Source organism: Rhizobium sp. KNZ2-6A (assembly GCF_056755475.1).
This window is the reverse complement of the sequence record NZ_JBNDIC010000002.1, coordinates 157,988-174,020: the sequence shown is the minus strand read 5'-3', so window position 1 is coordinate 174,020 and position 16,033 is coordinate 157,988. Positions and strand designations below refer to the sequence as shown.

The following is a 16,033-nucleotide window of genomic DNA, read 5'->3' as shown; positions in this document are numbered from 1 at the left end:
CCGGCCGTAAGCGTTTGACGTCAAGCAACGCACTCAACGATCCTCGATGGTCGGAGTGCGTTTTTTTATGCCTTCGCCGATCGAGGAAAGCCTGGAGACCATCATGGCTTTTCAATCGACATCTGATCCGGCGCGCGGTCGCCTTTTGCTGCTGAGCGCCATTCTCTTCATTTCCTATCTTTGTATCGGCATGACATTTCCGATTGTGCCAATCTACGTGGCCGAGCAGTTGAAGCTCGGGAATGTCTGGGCCGGGCTCGGCGTCGGCATAGCCTTTCTTGCGACCATTCTGACGCGCGGCTATGCCGGTGGTCTTTCGGACCATCGAGGCGCCAAGGTTGCGGTCGTTCGGGGGCTGGCTTTCTACGTGGCCGGTGCGGTGATATCGCTGGCCGCCGGTCTGGTCGTTGGTGCGCCGATACCGTCATTTCTGCTTCTTCTTGCCGGCCGCCTGCTTCTTGGCCTGGGCGAAAGCCTGGTCGCCGTCGGCGTGATTGCCTGGGGCATCGGCTTCGTCGGGCCTGCACGCGCGGGCAGGGTACTCGCCCTGGTGGGTGCCGCGATCTATGGCGCGCTTGCCGTCGGCGGTCCCATCGGACTGGTATTGCTCGATCGGTTCGGCTTTGCCGGGGCAATGGGGATCAGTGCGGTTCTTCCCTTCCTGGGCCTGCTGGCGATCTTGCGTATTCCCGGCGTTACGCCCCATCCCGGGGCGAAGAGGCCGCCGCTTTGGAGCGTCATCAATCGGATATGGCTGCATGGATCCATTGTATGCCTGCAGGGCATAGGCTTTGCGGCGATCGGCGCCTTTTTCACGCTCTATTTCCATGATCGCGGCTGGAGCTATGCCGGGCTGGGGCTGACCGCCTTCGGCGGCGGCTTCGTGCTGGTGCGCCTGTTCTTCGGCCACCTGCCGGATCGCATCGGCGGTCTGCCCGTGGCAGCCATGTCGCTTGCCGTCGAAGCGATTGGCCAATTCCTGATCTGGAATGCAAACGATCCCGTTCTTGCGCTGGTTGGTGCATTTCTGACCGGGCTCGGATGCTCGATGATCTTTCCGGCCATGGGGCGGGAGGTGGTTCGGCTGGTGGAACCGCATCTGCGTGGCACTGCTCTCGGCGGTTTCTCGGCCTTCCAGGATCTCGCCTATGGGCTGACCGGGCCGCTGGCCGGCCTACTGGCTGACAGAGCCGGCTATGGCAGCGTCTTCTTGGCAGGAACTGTCACCGCGGTTGCAGGCTTGCTGATCGCACTTGCGCTTCGCAGGACATATGCTTCCGTGTTTAACTAAGCCGCATCACGGTTCCCACTCTGGTGGGGACCGGCCCTTGCCAGGTGGGGCGGTTTCGCCAAGATCGAGGACGGTTACAAGGCGCGGAAAACGGCGCCGTAATGATAGGGTGGCAGCTCGACTGTGGCCTGCGATATGAAGCCGCAGGACTCGACGATGGCGGCAAGCCTTGCGGGCGACATGCGCATCTCGCTCTTCGGCCCACGTGGCTTTCCAAGCACCGTGGTTTCCTCGCGCGGCCGGGCTTCCCAGTTGACGATACCGAACAACCCCTGTCGAGCGAGCACGGAACGAACGGCGCGAACGAGGGCCGGCTGATCGGGAACGCCGTGGAACGTGTTTGCCATAAGGACATAATCGATCTTTTCGGGAAGGTGCCTTGCCATATCCAGCGCGTCGGCGTGGATCCATTTCCGCACGGATACCCGTTGTCGCGCGGCTTCTGCTCTCGCCATCTCGATCATGCTTTCATCCAGATCGAGCGCATAGACCTTTCCTTCGACGAGTTTTGCCAGCGGCGCCGTAAAATATCCATCGCCGCAACACAGATCGAGGACAGTCATGCCAGGCGTGATGCCGAGCGCTTGAAGCATGCCGTGCGGATCGGGCCAGAGTGCCGACCACCAGTCGCGGTCGGGCATCGATGTGGCGGGAAATGCTTCACCCATGACCGGCCTCCGCAAGGCTTCAGTTGGCCGCAATCGGCCGGCTTGCAACATGAAACTACCGCATCTGCAATATGATGGGGCTGCTGCTTGCCGGATCGGTATGCTCGCGCAGGGATTTTACGTCAACAGGCGCGACCGCCCCTCCGTGATTTCCCCAGGAGGAGCGCACGAATGTCAGGACATCGGCGATCTGCTGGTCCGAAAGCTGCTGCCTGAATGGCGGCATGCGATAGGCGTCCGGAACGCCGTTCGCCACCACGCGGCTGGAGCCGTTCAGCGTCACGTTGATTTGAGAGGCGTTTTCCTTTGCGAGCGATGCGGCGGAGCCGGCCAGCGGCGGGATCCATTGTTCCTTTCCGCGACCATCGACGCCATGGCAGAAGCTGCACTTAGCGACGAATGTCTGGGCGCCGGGTATTTGCTGACGGGCGGGCAGGGCGACGTTCTTCGCCGTGGCCTCGTCATATTGCCAGGGGGTGCCGTCGCGTGCTGGGTCGCCGGGCAGCGACTTCAGATAATGGCTCATCGCCCTGAGATCATCATCGCTCATGAACTGGGTCGAATTGTTGAAGGCATCCGCCATGGAGCCGAAGACGACGGCATGGCCGTTTCGGCCGTTCTTGAGGAAGGCGTATATGTCCTCCTCGCTCCATCGGCCGAGGCCGGTATTGGCGTCGCCGCGCAGGCTTGGGGCATACCATCCGTCGAGAAGAGCGCCGGAGAGATAGAGCGGGCTGCTTTCATCGAGCGCTTTTTCCGCCATGGTGATGGCGCGCGGCGTGTGACAGCTGCCGCAATGGCCCAGTCCCTGGACGAGATAGGCGCCTCGGTTCCACTGATCATCGCCAGCGGTTTTGGACTGATACGTTCCGCTTTCGGTGAAGACCGCGTTCCAGAGTGCCAAAGGCCAGCGCATGTTCATCGGCCATTTGATATCGGAAGGCTTGTTCGCCTGCTGGACGGGCTCGACCCTGCTCGTGAAATAAGCATAGAGCGCGCGGATATCGTCGTCGCTCATTTTCACATAGGAGGGGTAGGGCATTGCCGGATAGAGGCGATGTCCGTCGCGTGCAACGCCCTGGCGGACGGCGCGGTCGAAATCGGCCAACGTATAGTTGCCGATGCCGGTTTCCTTGTCCGGCGTTATGTTGGTCGCGAAGATGGCGCCGAGCGGCGTCCCCATCTCCAGCCCTCCGGCAAAGGGTGCGCTCTTCGGCGTGCTGTGACAGGCAACGCAGTCCCCCAGACGCGCGACATATTCGCCACGTTGGAGCAGTTCCTCAGAAGGTGTCTGCGCCGGGGCGACGCTATCGAAGGGAGATGCCGGCTTGCGCGTTACGAACCACGCTACAGCGCCGGCCACAAGCACGACAATCAAAAGAAGAACCAGAAGAAATCTCTTCAAGGATGTGCCCTCATGTCTTTGCTTCGGGATTTCGGACTCGGCTATTGAAGGAGGCAGCCACGCCGGCTCTCGATCCGGGATGGACCGAGAGCCGGAGCTGTGCCCGGCGCAGCGTTTGCCGCGCCTCAGCTTTCAAAGGTGTAGTTGGAGAGAGGCATGCTGCGTATCCGCTTGCCGGTCAGCGTGGACACCGCATTGGCGACCGCTGGCGGGATAGCCGGCAGTCCCGGCTCGCCGATGCCACCCATCTCGGCTCCGCTTTCGACGATACGGACATGGACCCGGGCCATGCGATCCGGCGGCAGGATCGGATAGAGGTCGTAGTTGCGGGCGACGGGCTCGCCGTTCTTGTAGACGGCTTCCTCCATCAGCACCTGCGACATTCCGAGCGCGGTTGCCGATTTGACCTGTGCCTCGATGATCGCCGGATTGACGATGCTGCCGGGGTCGATCGCTTCCCAGACATCGTGCACGACGACCTGGCCGCTGCGGATCGACACTTCGGCGATCGCTGCCGTATGGCTGCCGAAGGGAGAGGCCATGGCGACGCCCCGCGCTCGCCGCGAGCCATCCTCCGCTGTGAATGGACCCCGCTTCCAGCCGCCCGAGAGATCGCCGGCGGCTTTCAGCAGGTTGCTCAGCCGCTCGTTCTTCTGCAGCAGTTTGAGGCGCATCTCATAGGGATCTTGCCCGCCCTTGTCGGCCAGCTCGTCCAGGAACGTCTCATAAAAGAAGTCGTTCATGGAGTTGCCGACCGAACGCCAGTAGGCGAGCATCGTCGGGTTTTTCACATAGATCTGGGCGATGCGGTAGTTCGGGATGCCGTAGGACTTGCCGGTCAGGCCCTCGAGAGCCGTCGGATCGAGCGAATCCTCCTTATGACCGTAAACGCCTTCCGTCGGACCCTCGCAAGCGCTGATGGCCTCGAGTGCCACCGGCATGCCGCTGGCGTCGAGTGCGCCACGGAAGCGCACCGCCGCCATCGGACGCATCGGATCGCGCAGAAACTCCTCCTCGCGGCTCCAGATGAGCTTGACCGGCCGCCCGACTTCCTTTGCAAGCTGGATGGCCTGCGGATAGGGATTGGCGGATGGATAGAGGAAGTGCCGTCCGAAGAAGCCGCCGAGGATGGGACTGTGCACCGTTACCCTCGACGGATCGAGCCCGGTCAGCTTGGCAATGTCAGCCTGGAATTGTTCGGGCGCCTGGTTGGGCATCCAGACTTCCAGACCGCCGTCCGGATTGAACCGGGCCAAAGTCGATGGCGGCTCCAGCTGCGCATGATGCAGATACTGGCTCTTGTAGGTGGCGGAAACGACGGTCTTGGCACCGTCGAATGCTTTGGCAATATCACCGACATTCTCCGCCTCCTTGCCGTTACCGGGCTCGTTGGCGAGCTGATCGTTGAAGGCTGCGGTCGAGAAATCGGCGGGCATATAGCGGAAGGCGGGATTGGCGTCCGGGCCGGGTTCGCGCCAATCGACCTGCGCTGCCTCGGCCGCGCGCTTGGCATTCCACCAACGCTCGGCGACGACGGCGACGGCGCCCGGCAGGCTGTGGACCGAATGAACGCCCCGCATCGCCTTGAGCTGGTCTTCGTTGCGGATCTTGCCGATGGTGAGGCCAAGGCGCGGTGCGTGCTGGACGGCGGCATGCAGCATGCCGTCAACCTTGCAGTCTATTGCGTAGATTGCCTTGCCCGTCGACTTGTCGTGCATATCCAGCCGCTCGACCGGCTTGCCGATCCAGCGGAACTTGCGCGGGTCTCGAAGCGTCACGCTCTCAGGGGCGGGAACCGGCAGATCCAGTGCCTCGGCAGCGACGTCGCCATAGGCAAGGCTGCGTCCCGATGTGGCGTGGATCACGCGGCCCGGCTCGGTGGTCAGCTCGGCAATGGGCGCATCCAGGCGCTTGGCGGCGGCCTGCAGGATCATGTTGCGCGCCAGAGCGCCGAGCCGGCGCATGGTCTCGTAACTCGTGCGCACCGACATGCTGCCGCCGGTGATGCGCATCTTGCCATGGATGACCAGGTAATCGCTGCCCGTCGGCGCATTGTCGACGATGAAGCTTTTCGGGTCGGCATCGAGTTCCTCGCCGACGATCTGGGCCATTGCGGTGAAGACACCCTGGCCGCCTTCGACGAAGGGGCTCATCAAGCGGATGGTATTGTCTGGACGGATTTCCAGAAATGCGGGAACGCGGGTGCCCGGAGGCATGGCGCCGGCCGCCTGCTGGGCCCGTGCGGGGACGACCGGAACGCCGAAGCCGAGCACGAAGGCACCGGCTGCGGCCCCGGCGGAGGTCAGGAGAAAATGCCGGCGCGAGATGTTGACCGGAGATCCGGTCGGAAATTCATCTTCGGGAACAAGATTGCGGCTGGTCTCGGTCATAGCGTTTCTCCTTCTTTCGAGGAGAGGTCTTTGACCGCCGCTTCGATCGCGTTGTAGGTTCCGCATCGACAGAGATTGATCATCGCCGCGGCAATCTCGTCATCGGAAGGATTGGGTGTCTGCTTAAGGAGCGCGGTCGCCGCGACGACCTGCCCCGATTGACAGTAGCCGCATTGCGGAACCTGATGCTTGACCCAGGCAGCGACCACCCGCTTGCCGACGGGATCCGTTTCGATCGCCTCGATCGTGGTGATCTGGCGCCCGACAACGCTGTCGAGCGGCGTCACGCATGAGCGCACCACTTCGCCATCGACAAGGACCGAACAGGCGCCGCATTGCGCCAGCCCGCAGCCATATTTCGTGCCGGTCATGCCCAGCTCGTCACGGATGATCCAAAGGAGCGGCGTGTCTCCGTCCGAGTTGACCTGATAGGACTGGCTGTTGATCTGAAGATTCATGAGGCGCCTCCTGGGGCTTTCGATCGTGAACCTTCCATGCCAGGCGCCGCGCGATGATCTGAATGCTCAACAAGCGGATGACGCAGTGACTCAGGCTCACAACCCGGGACTATAACATTGAATTCGTTTCCCCTAAAAGATTGGTGCGTGAATCGTGATAGCTGTTAGAGGCTGGGTTCATAAATCGGCCGCTCGCTCCCGATCGGTAAGGGAGCGGTCTCTCATCGGCGAGCCCGGGTCTGCGGCCTTAAAGGTGGCATCTCTTTGTTTTTAATACATGATCGCGCAGCTGTGATCCTGCACGTCCTCACCGCCCATGCCGGGCAAAGCCACATCCGTCAACACGACAAAGCCGGGGCCATCGGCGAAATTGGCGCCTGCGACCACGAGATTGTGATCGCCCATTTCCTTTGCCGGATCCTTCAACGTTTTGGCGAGAGCCAGGAACGGATTGAAGTCGCCCAGCGCCTCGCCCTTGACGCGGATCGCCGCGAACCTGTGGCCGGCAATGGCATCGGGAAGCGGCGCCCAGGCCGGTCCGATCTTGTCGGCGTTCGCCTTCAGGACGGCCCGCGCATCGGCGCTCAGGCAATCGACATGGATATGCAGTTGGTTCTGCGAGCGGGCCTGCAGCGCGTTGACGGCAAGGCTCATGCCGTCGCGCGGGACCGCATGCGGCAGGCGGGCATCGACATCGCCTTGTTCGGCCCAGGCATCGGCGAAGAAATTAGGCGTTGCCGGATCGAGAAGCGTCGGGCTTTCCATACCGGTGATCTTGTCGGTGGGGATCAGGAGAAATTGCGCAGCGCCTCGCAGATCCTTCAGCATCGCATAATGCTCGGCCGTATTCACCGAAATGCAGGGCGCAGTCTGCACGACACATTTGTCATGCACGATCTTCCACAGCACGTCGGAATCGGCAAAAGCCGGTGCGACAAGCAGGGGAAGAAATGATGCGGCAAGAGCCGTAACGCGGCGAGAGAATGTCATCGCATGAAATTTCCCTGGTTCAGACAATTCTGGCTCCGCCTCTCATTCTCATCTCAGGGTCAGGGCTTGACGAAAACAAACGAGGCGGTAATTTAAACGGAGGCGCCTCCGCTTATCGGCGCGCGCCTCACATCCAATTTCGATCAGCCGGCTATTGTGAGGACATGCCGGCGGTTCGCCTTCCTGAAAAATCATATAGCAACCGGTAGACCGACGAATAGACGCTACTAGATTTCGTAGGTCTCATTTTCGTGACGATGGCAGGAGCTTATCATGACACGAACCATCCATATCGCGCTTGACATCAATGGAGAGCGTCGCGAACTCGATCTCGAGCCGCGCGTGACACTGCTCGATGCGCTGCGCGAGCATCTCTCCCTCCCAGGCACCAAAAAGGGCTGTGATCAGGGCCAGTGCGGCGCCTGTACCTGCCATGTCGACGGCAAGCGCGTGCTCTCCTGTCTGACGCTTGCCGCGCAGGTCGAGGGCCGCGAGATCACGACGATCGAAGGACTGGCCGGAGACGCCGGCGACCTGCATCCGGTGCAGGCCGCGTTCATCGAACACGACGCCTTCCAATGCGGCTATTGCACGCCAGGCCAGATCATGTCGGCGGTCGCCTGCATTCGCGAGGGACATGCCGGCTCGGACGCGGAGATCCGCGAATACATGTCCGGTAATCTCTGTCGGTGCGGGGCGTATAATAGCATCGTTGCGGCGGTGCGCCAGGCAGCGGAGGTGGCATGATGCGAAACTTTTCCTATCTGTGCGCCACATCCACGGCCGAAGCCGGTCAGGCGGCCCAACAGGCCGGTGCGATGATCCTTGCCGGCGGCACGACGCTGCTCGATCTCGCCAAATGCGGGGTGAGCGAACCGGACACGGTCGTCGATATTACCCATCTTTCCGGCATGAGCGGCATCGCGGTCGATGCAGCCGGCGCCAGGATAGGCGCGCTTGCCAGGATGAGCGAGGTGGCCGACCACGAGGATATCCAAATGGCCTTCCCGGCGGTTTCAGAATCGCTGGCACTGGCTGCGTCCGCTCAGCTTCGCAACATGGCAACGATCGGCGGCAATCTCCTGCAACGGACGCGCTGCCCCTATTTCCGCGATCCGGGTACCTTTTCGGCTTGCAACAAGCGCAATCCCGGTTCCGGCTGCGCGGCGATCGGCGGCGTCACCCGCAATCACGCCGTGCTTGGAACGAGCGAGGCCTGCATCGCCTCGTATCCCGGCGATCTGGCGGTTGCTCTGGTCGCGTTCGACGCCATCGTGGAGACGGATAGCCGCAAGGTGACCGTCGACGATTTCTTCCTTGCGCCCGGCGATACGCCGGACAAGGAAACCGTCTTGCAGCGCGGCGAAATCATCACCACCATCACTATCCCTGCTTCCGCTGCTGCGCGGAACTCGACCTATATCAAGATCCGCGACCGGCAGTCCTATGAATTCGCCGCAGCAAGCGCCGCCGTTGGCCTGGAGCTCGAAGCCGACGGCAGGACCGTGCGCGATATCCGCGTGGCGATCGGCGGCGTCGCCACCAGGCCCTGGCGGGCACAAGCCGTCGAGCAGGTGCTCGTCGGCAAAGTTCTCGATGCTGAACTCGTGGAGAAGGCCAGCCGTCTCGCTCTGGAGGGTGCCGTCGCGCATGGCGGCAACCGCTACAAGATCGAACTTGCGCCGCGCGTTATCGCCCGCGCCATTCTGAAAATGGGAGGCCTTGCATGACCATGATGGAACCCCGCAAGCATGGCGATGCTTCCGACGGCACGGTCGGTGGCCGTCAATCGCGCTTCGAAGGCAATATGAAGGTGACGGGCACGGCGACCTATGCGCTGGAATATCCGGTCGAAAACCTCGCTTACGCCGTCCTCGTCCAGAGCACGATCCCGGCTGGCCGTGTCGTAACGGTCGACACATCGGCAGCGCTCGCAATGCCGGGCGTGCTGCTGGTGTTGACGCCGGAGGACGATCTCGGTCTCAAGCTCGGTGCCGACTGGGGCGGCAACAAGCCCGCCGAGGGACCCTATTATCCGCTGCCGCGCGAGGTGCAGTTCAATGGCCAGTCGATCGCCGCCGTCGTGGCCGGAAGCCGCGAGCAGGCGACGGAGGCGGCGGGACTGGTACGCATCACCTATGAAGAGAGCAAGCATGTCGCCGATCTCAAAGATCCAAATGCCGGAGAAGGCAAACTCATGGAACCGCTTTCGATTGTCTGGGGAGATGCCGAGGCTGCACTTGCCGCTTCCCCGGTGCGGATCGAAGCGGAATATTCGACACCGCGCGAATATCATGTCGCGATGGAGCCGCATGGGCTGACGGCGAGGTGGGACGGCGACCAGCTAACGATCTGGGAACCCAGCCAGTGGTCGCATGGCATGGCGCGCATGTATTCCGAATGGTTCGACATGCCCTATGAGAATGTCCGCATCATCTCACCGTTCATCGGCGGCGGTTTCGGCTCCAAGGGGCAGCCGCTCGCTTATGGTGCCGTCGCGATTGCGGCGGCCAGAAAGCTTGGCCGGCCGGTGAAGCTTGCGGTCACCCGGCCGCAGAATTTCACGAGCTATGGCGGGCGCGCCGGGACCAGACAGAAGATCGCGCTTGGCGCGACGGAGGATGGCATCCTGCAGGCGATCGTTCATCGCGGCGCCAGCGAAACCTCGCTCGAAGCGGACTGGCCGGAACAGACCGGGGCGGCAACGTCAATCCTCTATAAGGTCGAGAATTTCTCCTCGCAGCATCGCGTCGTGCCGGTCAATAGCGTGACGCCCGGCGCCTTGCGCGGCCCGGGCAAAAACCCGAGTGCATACGGTATCGAATGTGCGATCGAGGAACTGGCCTACAAGCTTGGCATGGACCCGCTCGAACTCAGGCTGAAGAACTATGCCGACCACGACTATCAGTCCGGCAAGCCATGGTCGACACGCCGGCTGCGCGAAGCCTTGACCGAAGGCGCTGAAGCCTTCGGCTGGTCGCGGCGCAGCCACGCGCCGCGTTCGATGCGCGACGGCAAGACCCTGATCGGTTGGGGCATCGGCTGCGGCACTTTCCCGGTCATTCGGGCGCCGAGCGAGGCGATGATCCGCATTCTCGTGAACGGCAGGGTCGAGGTCGTCAGCGGCGCGATCGACATGGGGCAGGGGACCTATACCATCCTTGCCCAGAGTGCCGCTGAGGTCTTCGGTATTCCGGTGGATCAGGTCGAAGTCCATCTCGGCGATTCACGCCTGCCGGGCTCGGCGATCGCCGGCGGCTCGATGCTGGCCGGATCGATCATGGGTGCCGTCCATAAGGCTGCGGTCGCGGCCCGCGACGAGCTTATCGGCCTTGCGCTCAGCGATGCCAACTCGCCGTTCCGCGATACGGGCGCGAATACGCTGAATTTCGCCGGGGGGCGCATCGCAGCACCGCGCGGTGAAACGCCTTCGCTGACGCTGTCCGAACTGATGTCCGCACTCAAGCGCGAGGAGATCGAAGTCCGGCGCAATACGCTGCCTGACGGTGCGAACGCCCAGGAGCAGCTCCAGGCCTGGACCACCATGGCGAGGGTTCAAGGGCCGACCATGGGTGATTATTCGATGCACAGCTGGTGCGCCCATTTCGCCGAAGTTCGGGTCGATGAGGACTTTGGCACGGTGCGTGTCTCCCGCATGGTCTCCGCCTTCGATTGCGGCCGCCTCTATAATCCCAAGCTGGTCGAGAGCCAGTGGCGCGGCGGCATCATCATGGGCATCGGCCAGGCGCTTCTCGAGGAAGGATTGGTCGATCCTCGCAACGGGCGAACCGTCAACAACAATGTCGGCGATTACCTCGTGCCGACGAATTCCGACATTCCGGATATCCAGGTGATCTCCGTCGGCGTGCCGGATTTCAACGCTTCGGCGCTCGGCGGCAAGGGCGTCGGCGAAGTCGGCATCGTCGGCGTGGCGCCGGCGATCGCCAACGCCGTATTCCATGCGACCGGCAAGCGCGTCCGCGACCTGCCGATCACCTTGGAGAAGCTGTTGTAGAGCTGTTTTGTCCGAGCCGCAGCGGCTGCCATGATCTTCACTGAGCCAACGAGCGGTCGGCTCAGTGTTTTGCCGGATATTCGAGCTGCAGTTTGACGATGTCCGAGGTGCGAACACCGTAACGGGCAGCGATTTGAGCGAGGGCATGATCAAGCGCTTGGGCTGCGGGAAGCGCTGGTACTTCCAGAACCGAGGCACCGGTGTCGAACGATAGGTCCGGCACGAGAACCAGACCATTGCGCGAACGGATGGATTTAGCCGTTTCCGCAACGATCGCTCGTGAGCGATAGGTTCTCGACCATGCGTCCGCGGTCAGCGCCAGGGCAATCTCATCAAAGCCATCCTGAGCGGGCAGACGAATGGTTTCATGGTTCCAGAAGGCAAGGTAGTTGCCGGCGAAACGCCATAGGCGGCCTGTCGTCATATGAAACAGCGATGAGTCATGTACGCTGCTCCAATCATCGACGCCCATGTGGGTGGCGATGGAGCGCGCCTTTTGCGAGCCGGCAATAGCCTCCACGAGCGCCAGCGAGGTGGGGATAGAGGCGGTGACGCCGGTGGTACTGACGACGTTGCCGTCGGCAACATAGCGTTGATCATGGACCCAGCTGGTTTTCGGAAAGGCATCGCGCATCTTGTCGAAGGCATACCAATGCGTCGTGGCGCGCCTGCCGTCAAATACGCCGGCCCGTGCTGCAAGCCATGCACCTTCACAGATCGAGACGATCTTTGCACCCTTTGAGGATTGCTTGCGGATCCAGGCGATGATGTCGCGGTTCCTGTCGTCATGCATGGCGGGAACGATGACGATATCGGCGCCTTCGGGATGGTTGCGGTCAAAGTCCGATATTGTCGCATCGGGCTTGATTGTCAGCGCTGGCATCAGGTTCACGATACCGGCCTGTGTCGAAACAATCGCCACATCGGCAACGCCGGCGCTGCGTATGATGCCATAGGGGATAATGAGATCAGTCGTCTCCGTGCCTTGGTTGTCAGCGGCAATGGCGATCAGGGGGCGTGTTCGTCCGGCTTTCGGCCGAGTGAGCTGAATGGTGTTTTCGGCTGCTGTCGCAGCTCCTTCGAGAAAGAAAATCGCAAGGGTAAGTGTGAGCAGCGAAAGAAGCAGAGTTCTGAGATCGAAGTGATACATGGCGCGTGTCCGGCATTGTGATGTCACGCCTTCAAAAATATCGGTCGGCCCATCTGGCGGAAATGTCAAAGATATCGCATTTTCCGCCAATGCCGGATTTTGCACTTTCACCCCGGCGCATCGCCGTCATTGGTTATGATGGTGTACAGGCGCTCGATATCGTCGGACCGATGGAGGTCTTCGCGATGGCGAACTTGCATGTGCCGGAGGGTGTGGTGCCCTATGAGGTTCTGCTTGCCTCTCCGGCGGGCGGGACCGTCAAGAGCAGTTCGGCCGGCGGGCTGATGTTCGGCGAGAGCCAACGCCTGGAGCGGCTGCCTGATGATCTCGATACCGTCCTCATCGCCGGCGGAAGCGAAGAGGGGCTTCGCGAGGTCATATTTCGGACTGATCTGATCGCCTGGCTGCACTCCAGGACAAAATCCCTTAGACGGATGGCGAGTGTCTGTACCGGTGCGTTCATACTTGCGGCCGGCGGTTTCCTCGATGGCAAGCGCGCCACCACCCATTGGAATTCCTGTGCTCTGTTGAAGGAGCTGCGCCCGCAAATCGATGTCGAGCCGGACGCTATCTTCGTTGCGGAGCCACCCGTCTTCACTTCGGCCGGAATTACGGCTGGTATCGATCTGTGCCTGGCGCTTGTCGAGGCCGATTGTGGCTCAAAGACAGCCCTGGCTGTCGCGCGGCAAATGGTGCTGTTCATGCGCCGGCCGGGCGGACAATCACAGTTCGGTGCGGGCCTGGCCCTTCAGGCAAATGCAACGCCCCCAATACGAAAGCTTCTGAACGAGATCATCGATGATCCGACAGGGGATCTTTCAGTGGGTGCTCTTGCCAGCCGGGTCGGGATGAGCGAACGCACATTTTTGCGCAACTTCCGCAGGGAGACTGGAACGACGCCGGCGCAATTCGTCGAAGCCGCACGGGTCGACCGGGCAAAGGCATTGCTCGAAAGTTCCGACTGGCCATTGGCCCGCATTGCGGAGCGCTCGGGCTTTGCAAGCCTCGATACCCTGCACAGGGCATTTATCAAGCATCTTGCCGTGACCCCCGGCTTTTACCGGGCACGTTTCGGTACAGGCGCCTGACGACAAGGTCAGCCTCGTCACCCACATGTCGCCTCATGCCGTTCTGGAAAAAACTTCTCCTCTCTGGTCGATAAAAAATATGGATTGGCTTCTCATCGAATGCCTCTCTGCCATTCTGTGCCCGTATCGTCACCCCGCATAATTTGACCGACAGGAACACAATTCATGACCTACCGCCCCGATCCGGAACGCTATGACTCGGCCCATTTCCGCCGCGTCGGTCGAAGCGGCCTCAAATTGCCTGCCATCTCTTTCGGCCTCTGGCACAATTTCGGCGATACGACGCCTCTCGATACGCAAAGGTCGATCCTCTTCAAGGCGTTCGATCTCGGCATCACGCATTTCGACCTTGCCAACAATTACGGTCCGCCGGCCGGAAGCGCCGAGATCAATTTCGGGCATATCCTGAAACAGGATCTGGCCGCTTATCGCGACGAGCTGATCATCTCGTCCAAGGCGGGTTGGGATATGTGGCCGGGTCCCTATGGGCGCGGCGGCGGATCGAAAAAGGCGCTGCTTTCCAGCCTTGACCAGAGCCTCACCCGGCTCGGCGTCGATTATGTCGATATCTTCTATTCCCATCGCTTCGATGCGGAGACGCCTCTGGAAGAAACGGCCGATGCGCTTGCTCAGGCGGTCCGACAGGGCAAGGCGCTTTATGTCGGTGTATCGTCCTATTCCGGCAACAAGACGCGCGAAATCGCAGCGCTTCTGAGGGAGCGACAGGTGCCGCTTCTGATCAATCAGCCGGCCTATAATCTCTTCAATCGCTGGGTCGAGAAGGATTTGCTTGCCGCGACGGACGAAGTCGGAGCCGGTATCATCGCCTTCACGCCGCTCGCCCAGGGCCTGCTCACCAACAAGTATCTCAACGGCGTTCCGCAGGATGCCCGCGTCAACCGGCCGGGCGGGGACTTCCTGCGTCCGGAGCATTTGAAAGAGGAAAACATCGATCGCGCCCGGGCGCTCAACGAGATCGCCAAGCGTCGCGGCCAGTCGCTCGCCCAGCTTGCCATCGCCTGGGTTCTTAGGGATCCGCGCGTGACGTCGGCCTTGATCGGTGCAAGCTCGGCGCGTCAGGTCGAGGAAAACGTGGCGGCCCTGAACGACCTCACATTCAGCCCCGAGGAACTCGCCGAGATCGATCGTTATGCCGTCGAAGGCGGTATCAATCTTTGGGAAAAGCCCTCGCATGACGAGGCCGTCTGATACGATTGACGGATCTGCCCGAAATGTCGGGCAGATCTCCTTTGCGGGAGCTAAGCTCGCTGTCAGCCGCCATATTCTATGATCTCAAGTCCGGCATTGTAATCCGTCGCATAGATCAGACCCCTGGCATCCACAAAGACGTCGGCGGACTGGATGACTTTCGGACGGCCGGGACGGCGGTCGGTCATGACAGCCGGCCCCGCGGGCACGAGAGCGCCCGTTTCGACCGGGCGATAGGGGTCGGAAATATCGAAGGCGCGAATGCCGGCATTCTGCCAAGTCGCAAAGATCAGCGTCTCGGAGACGAACGAGCCGGGCCGGTTTTCGTGCAGATTATGCGGGCCGAAATGGCCGCCCTTCTTCGTATAGTCGATCTCGGCGGGAATAGGGAAGGTCGAGATGCTAATCGGATTTTCGGGCACGCGGATGTCGAAGATCCAGGTATGTTTCCGGCCGTCTTCCTCATTGTCCAGCACGGCTTCATCCGCCACGACAAGAAGATCGCGGCCGGGAAGCGGCAGCGGCGAATGCGTGCCGCCGCCATAGGGCGGGCACCAGTTATGATGCTTGATGAGCTTGGGTGCGGCATGGTCCTTGATATCGAGAAGCGTCAGGCCGCCATCGCGCCAGCAGGCATAGGCGGTGTCGCCGTGAACCAGCGCATGGTGCAGGGCGTAACGCTTGCCGTCGCCCCAATCAGGCGTTTCTCCCGCCGCCCGGTTCATGCCGGGAAGCCACCATTGGCCGACAAGCGCCGGCCTGGTCGGGTCGGCCATGTCGATGGTGACGAAGATATAGTCGGTAAAGCCGTCGAGCAGCGCCGAGGCATAGGCATAGCGGCCGCCGACATACCAGAGACGATGCAAGCCGACGCCCTCGACATCCAGCTTGCCGATCCTGCGCGGCCTGTCCGGAATGGAAATATCGAACACGCTCATACCGGCCGTCCAGGCGCGCTCGCGCTTTCTGGAGGCGACCGTCTCGCCGACGGATTGCGTATAGTAAGCCTTCTCGTCCGTGAATGTTTCCACATCTGCGAAAAGGTCGAGTGCGTTGATGACCAGCAGCAGGTCGTCATGCGTTTGCAGATGGATGTTCCAAGTATTGGCCGGCGCCGGCACGTAATTGACTGTCTTCGGGTTCTTCGCGTCGCGTACGTCAACGATCGAGAAGCCCTGCGACCAGGGATGGGCGACATAGGCGTAGCCGCGATGAACCATCAATTGCAGTCCATCGCCGCGGCCGCCAATATCGCTGTGGCCGACCAGCGTCATGTTGCGGGCAAAATCGGGTTTGGGCAGGTCGATCGATGCCATGGGTCTTCTCACGCATAGGGGAACGAAAAGGGCCGCCCTTGCGGGCGGCGCCT

Annotated in this window: 13 protein-coding genes; 6 read left to right on the top strand and 7 right to left on the bottom strand. The window is 61.6% G+C overall.

Translation table 11 applies throughout. The features are described from left to right. Positions 1-103 precede the first annotated feature (103 nt). On the top strand, positions 104-1,291 hold the full coding sequence (locus ACPYOP_RS02280) for an arabinose transporter (RefSeq protein ID WP_481408763.1): 1,188 nt from the start codon (positions 104-106) through the stop codon (positions 1,289-1,291). 74 nt (positions 1,292-1,365) lie between these two features. Here the strand turns inward: ACPYOP_RS02280 and ACPYOP_RS02275 are convergent, their stop codons facing one another. The 5 genes from ACPYOP_RS02275 to ACPYOP_RS02255 all read right to left on the bottom strand — a co-directional run bounded on the left by ACPYOP_RS02275 (position 1,366) and on the right by ACPYOP_RS02255 (position 7,202). After that, positions 1,366-1,959 (bottom strand): class I SAM-dependent methyltransferase, encoded by a 594-nt coding sequence (locus ACPYOP_RS02275; protein ID WP_481408762.1) that lies wholly within the window; start codon positions 1,957-1,959, stop codon positions 1,366-1,368. Between the two features lie 55 nt (positions 1,960-2,014). Further along, positions 2,015-3,364, bottom strand: a complete 1,350-nt coding sequence (locus tag ACPYOP_RS02270; RefSeq protein WP_481408761.1) for a c-type cytochrome — start codon at positions 3,362-3,364, stop codon at positions 2,015-2,017. A 125-nt stretch (positions 3,365-3,489) separates the two neighbouring features. Continuing rightward, a complete protein-coding gene (locus tag ACPYOP_RS02265) occupies positions 3,490-5,754 on the bottom strand; it encodes a xanthine dehydrogenase family protein molybdopterin-binding subunit (RefSeq protein WP_481408760.1) in 2,265 nt (754 codons plus the stop codon). After that, positions 5,751-6,212, bottom strand: coding sequence for a (2Fe-2S)-binding protein (locus ACPYOP_RS02260; RefSeq protein WP_112342471.1), 462 nt, complete (start codon positions 6,210-6,212; stop codon positions 5,751-5,753). Before ACPYOP_RS02260 ends, ACPYOP_RS02265 begins: the two co-directional genes overlap by 4 nt. 270 nt (positions 6,213-6,482) lie before the next feature. Beyond that, a complete protein-coding gene (locus tag ACPYOP_RS02255) occupies positions 6,483-7,202 on the bottom strand; it encodes a CDP-diacylglycerol diphosphatase (protein ID WP_481408759.1) in 720 nt (239 codons plus the stop codon). A gap of 273 nt (positions 7,203-7,475) precedes the next feature. Between ACPYOP_RS02255 and ACPYOP_RS02250 the strand changes: the two genes are divergently transcribed. From ACPYOP_RS02250 to ACPYOP_RS02240, 3 genes are read left to right on the top strand one after another with little or no spacing between them, the layout of a single operon-like run. Continuing rightward, positions 7,476-7,949 (top strand): (2Fe-2S)-binding protein, encoded by a 474-nt coding sequence (locus ACPYOP_RS02250; RefSeq protein ID WP_481408758.1) that lies wholly within the window; start codon positions 7,476-7,478, stop codon positions 7,947-7,949. Next, positions 7,949-8,932, top strand: coding sequence for an FAD binding domain-containing protein (locus ACPYOP_RS02245; RefSeq protein WP_481408862.1), 984 nt, complete (start codon positions 7,949-7,951; stop codon positions 8,930-8,932). The genes ACPYOP_RS02250 and ACPYOP_RS02245 overlap by 1 nt, the downstream gene beginning before the upstream one ends. Continuing rightward, entirely contained in the window at positions 8,929-11,217 is a 2,289-nt protein-coding gene (locus tag ACPYOP_RS02240) for a xanthine dehydrogenase family protein molybdopterin-binding subunit (protein ID WP_481408757.1), read from the top strand. Before ACPYOP_RS02245 ends, ACPYOP_RS02240 begins: the two co-directional genes overlap by 4 nt. 61 nt (positions 11,218-11,278) lie before the next feature. Here ACPYOP_RS02240 and ACPYOP_RS02235 read toward each other — a convergent pair whose 3' ends face one another. Further along, complete coding sequence (locus tag ACPYOP_RS02235) at positions 11,279-12,367, bottom strand: DJ-1/PfpI family protein (RefSeq protein ID WP_481408756.1); 1,089 nt, start codon at positions 12,365-12,367, stop codon at positions 11,279-11,281. Positions 12,368-12,456: 89 nt separating this feature from the next. Between ACPYOP_RS02235 and ACPYOP_RS02230 the strand changes: the two genes are divergently transcribed. Together ACPYOP_RS02230 and mgrA are read left to right on the top strand one after the other, a co-directional pair. Further along, entirely contained in the window at positions 12,457-13,455 is a 999-nt protein-coding gene (locus ACPYOP_RS02230; RefSeq protein WP_481408755.1) for a GlxA family transcriptional regulator, read from the top strand. Positions 13,456-13,620: 165 nt separating this feature from the next. Then, positions 13,621-14,664 (top strand): L-glyceraldehyde 3-phosphate reductase, encoded by a 1,044-nt coding sequence (gene mgrA, locus ACPYOP_RS02225; protein ID WP_481408754.1) that lies wholly within the window; start codon positions 13,621-13,623, stop codon positions 14,662-14,664. A 62-nt stretch (positions 14,665-14,726) separates the two neighbouring features. Here the strand turns inward: mgrA and ACPYOP_RS02220 are convergent, their stop codons facing one another. Further along, entirely contained in the window at positions 14,727-15,980 is a 1,254-nt protein-coding gene (locus ACPYOP_RS02220; RefSeq protein ID WP_481408753.1) for an LVIVD repeat-containing protein, read from the bottom strand. Between the last annotated feature and the right edge of the window lie 53 nt (positions 15,981-16,033).

Bases quoted from the DNA above. Each gene is read 5' to 3' on its own strand.
- ACPYOP_RS02280 (WP_481408763.1), top strand. From the start codon at position 104: ATGGCTTTTCAATCGACATCTGATCCGGCGCGCGGTCGCCTTTTGCTG.
- ACPYOP_RS02275 (WP_481408762.1), bottom strand. From the start codon at position 1,959: ATGGGTGAAGCATTTCCCGCCACATCGATGCCCGACCGCGACTGGTGG.
- ACPYOP_RS02265 (WP_481408760.1), bottom strand. From the start codon at position 5,754: ATGACCGAGACCAGCCGCAATCTTGTTCCCGAAGATGAATTTCCGACC.
- ACPYOP_RS02260 (WP_112342471.1), bottom strand. From the start codon at position 6,212: ATGAATCTTCAGATCAACAGCCAGTCCTATCAGGTCAACTCGGACGGA.
- ACPYOP_RS02255 (WP_481408759.1), bottom strand. From the start codon at position 7,202: ATGACATTCTCTCGCCGCGTTACGGCTCTTGCCGCATCATTTCTTCCC.
- ACPYOP_RS02250 (WP_481408758.1), top strand. From the start codon at position 7,476: ATGACACGAACCATCCATATCGCGCTTGACATCAATGGAGAGCGTCGC.
- ACPYOP_RS02245 (WP_481408862.1), top strand. From the start codon at position 7,949: ATGCGAAACTTTTCCTATCTGTGCGCCACATCCACGGCCGAAGCCGGT.
- ACPYOP_RS02240 (WP_481408757.1), top strand. From the start codon at position 8,929: ATGACCATGATGGAACCCCGCAAGCATGGCGATGCTTCCGACGGCACG.
- ACPYOP_RS02235 (WP_481408756.1), bottom strand. From the start codon at position 12,367: ATGTATCACTTCGATCTCAGAACTCTGCTTCTTTCGCTGCTCACACTT.
- ACPYOP_RS02230 (WP_481408755.1), top strand. From the start codon at position 12,457: ATGCCGGATTTTGCACTTTCACCCCGGCGCATCGCCGTCATTGGTTAT.
- mgrA (WP_481408754.1), top strand. From the start codon at position 13,621: ATGACCTACCGCCCCGATCCGGAACGCTATGACTCGGCCCATTTCCGC.
- ACPYOP_RS02220 (WP_481408753.1), bottom strand. From the start codon at position 15,980: ATGGCATCGATCGACCTGCCCAAACCCGATTTTGCCCGCAACATGACG.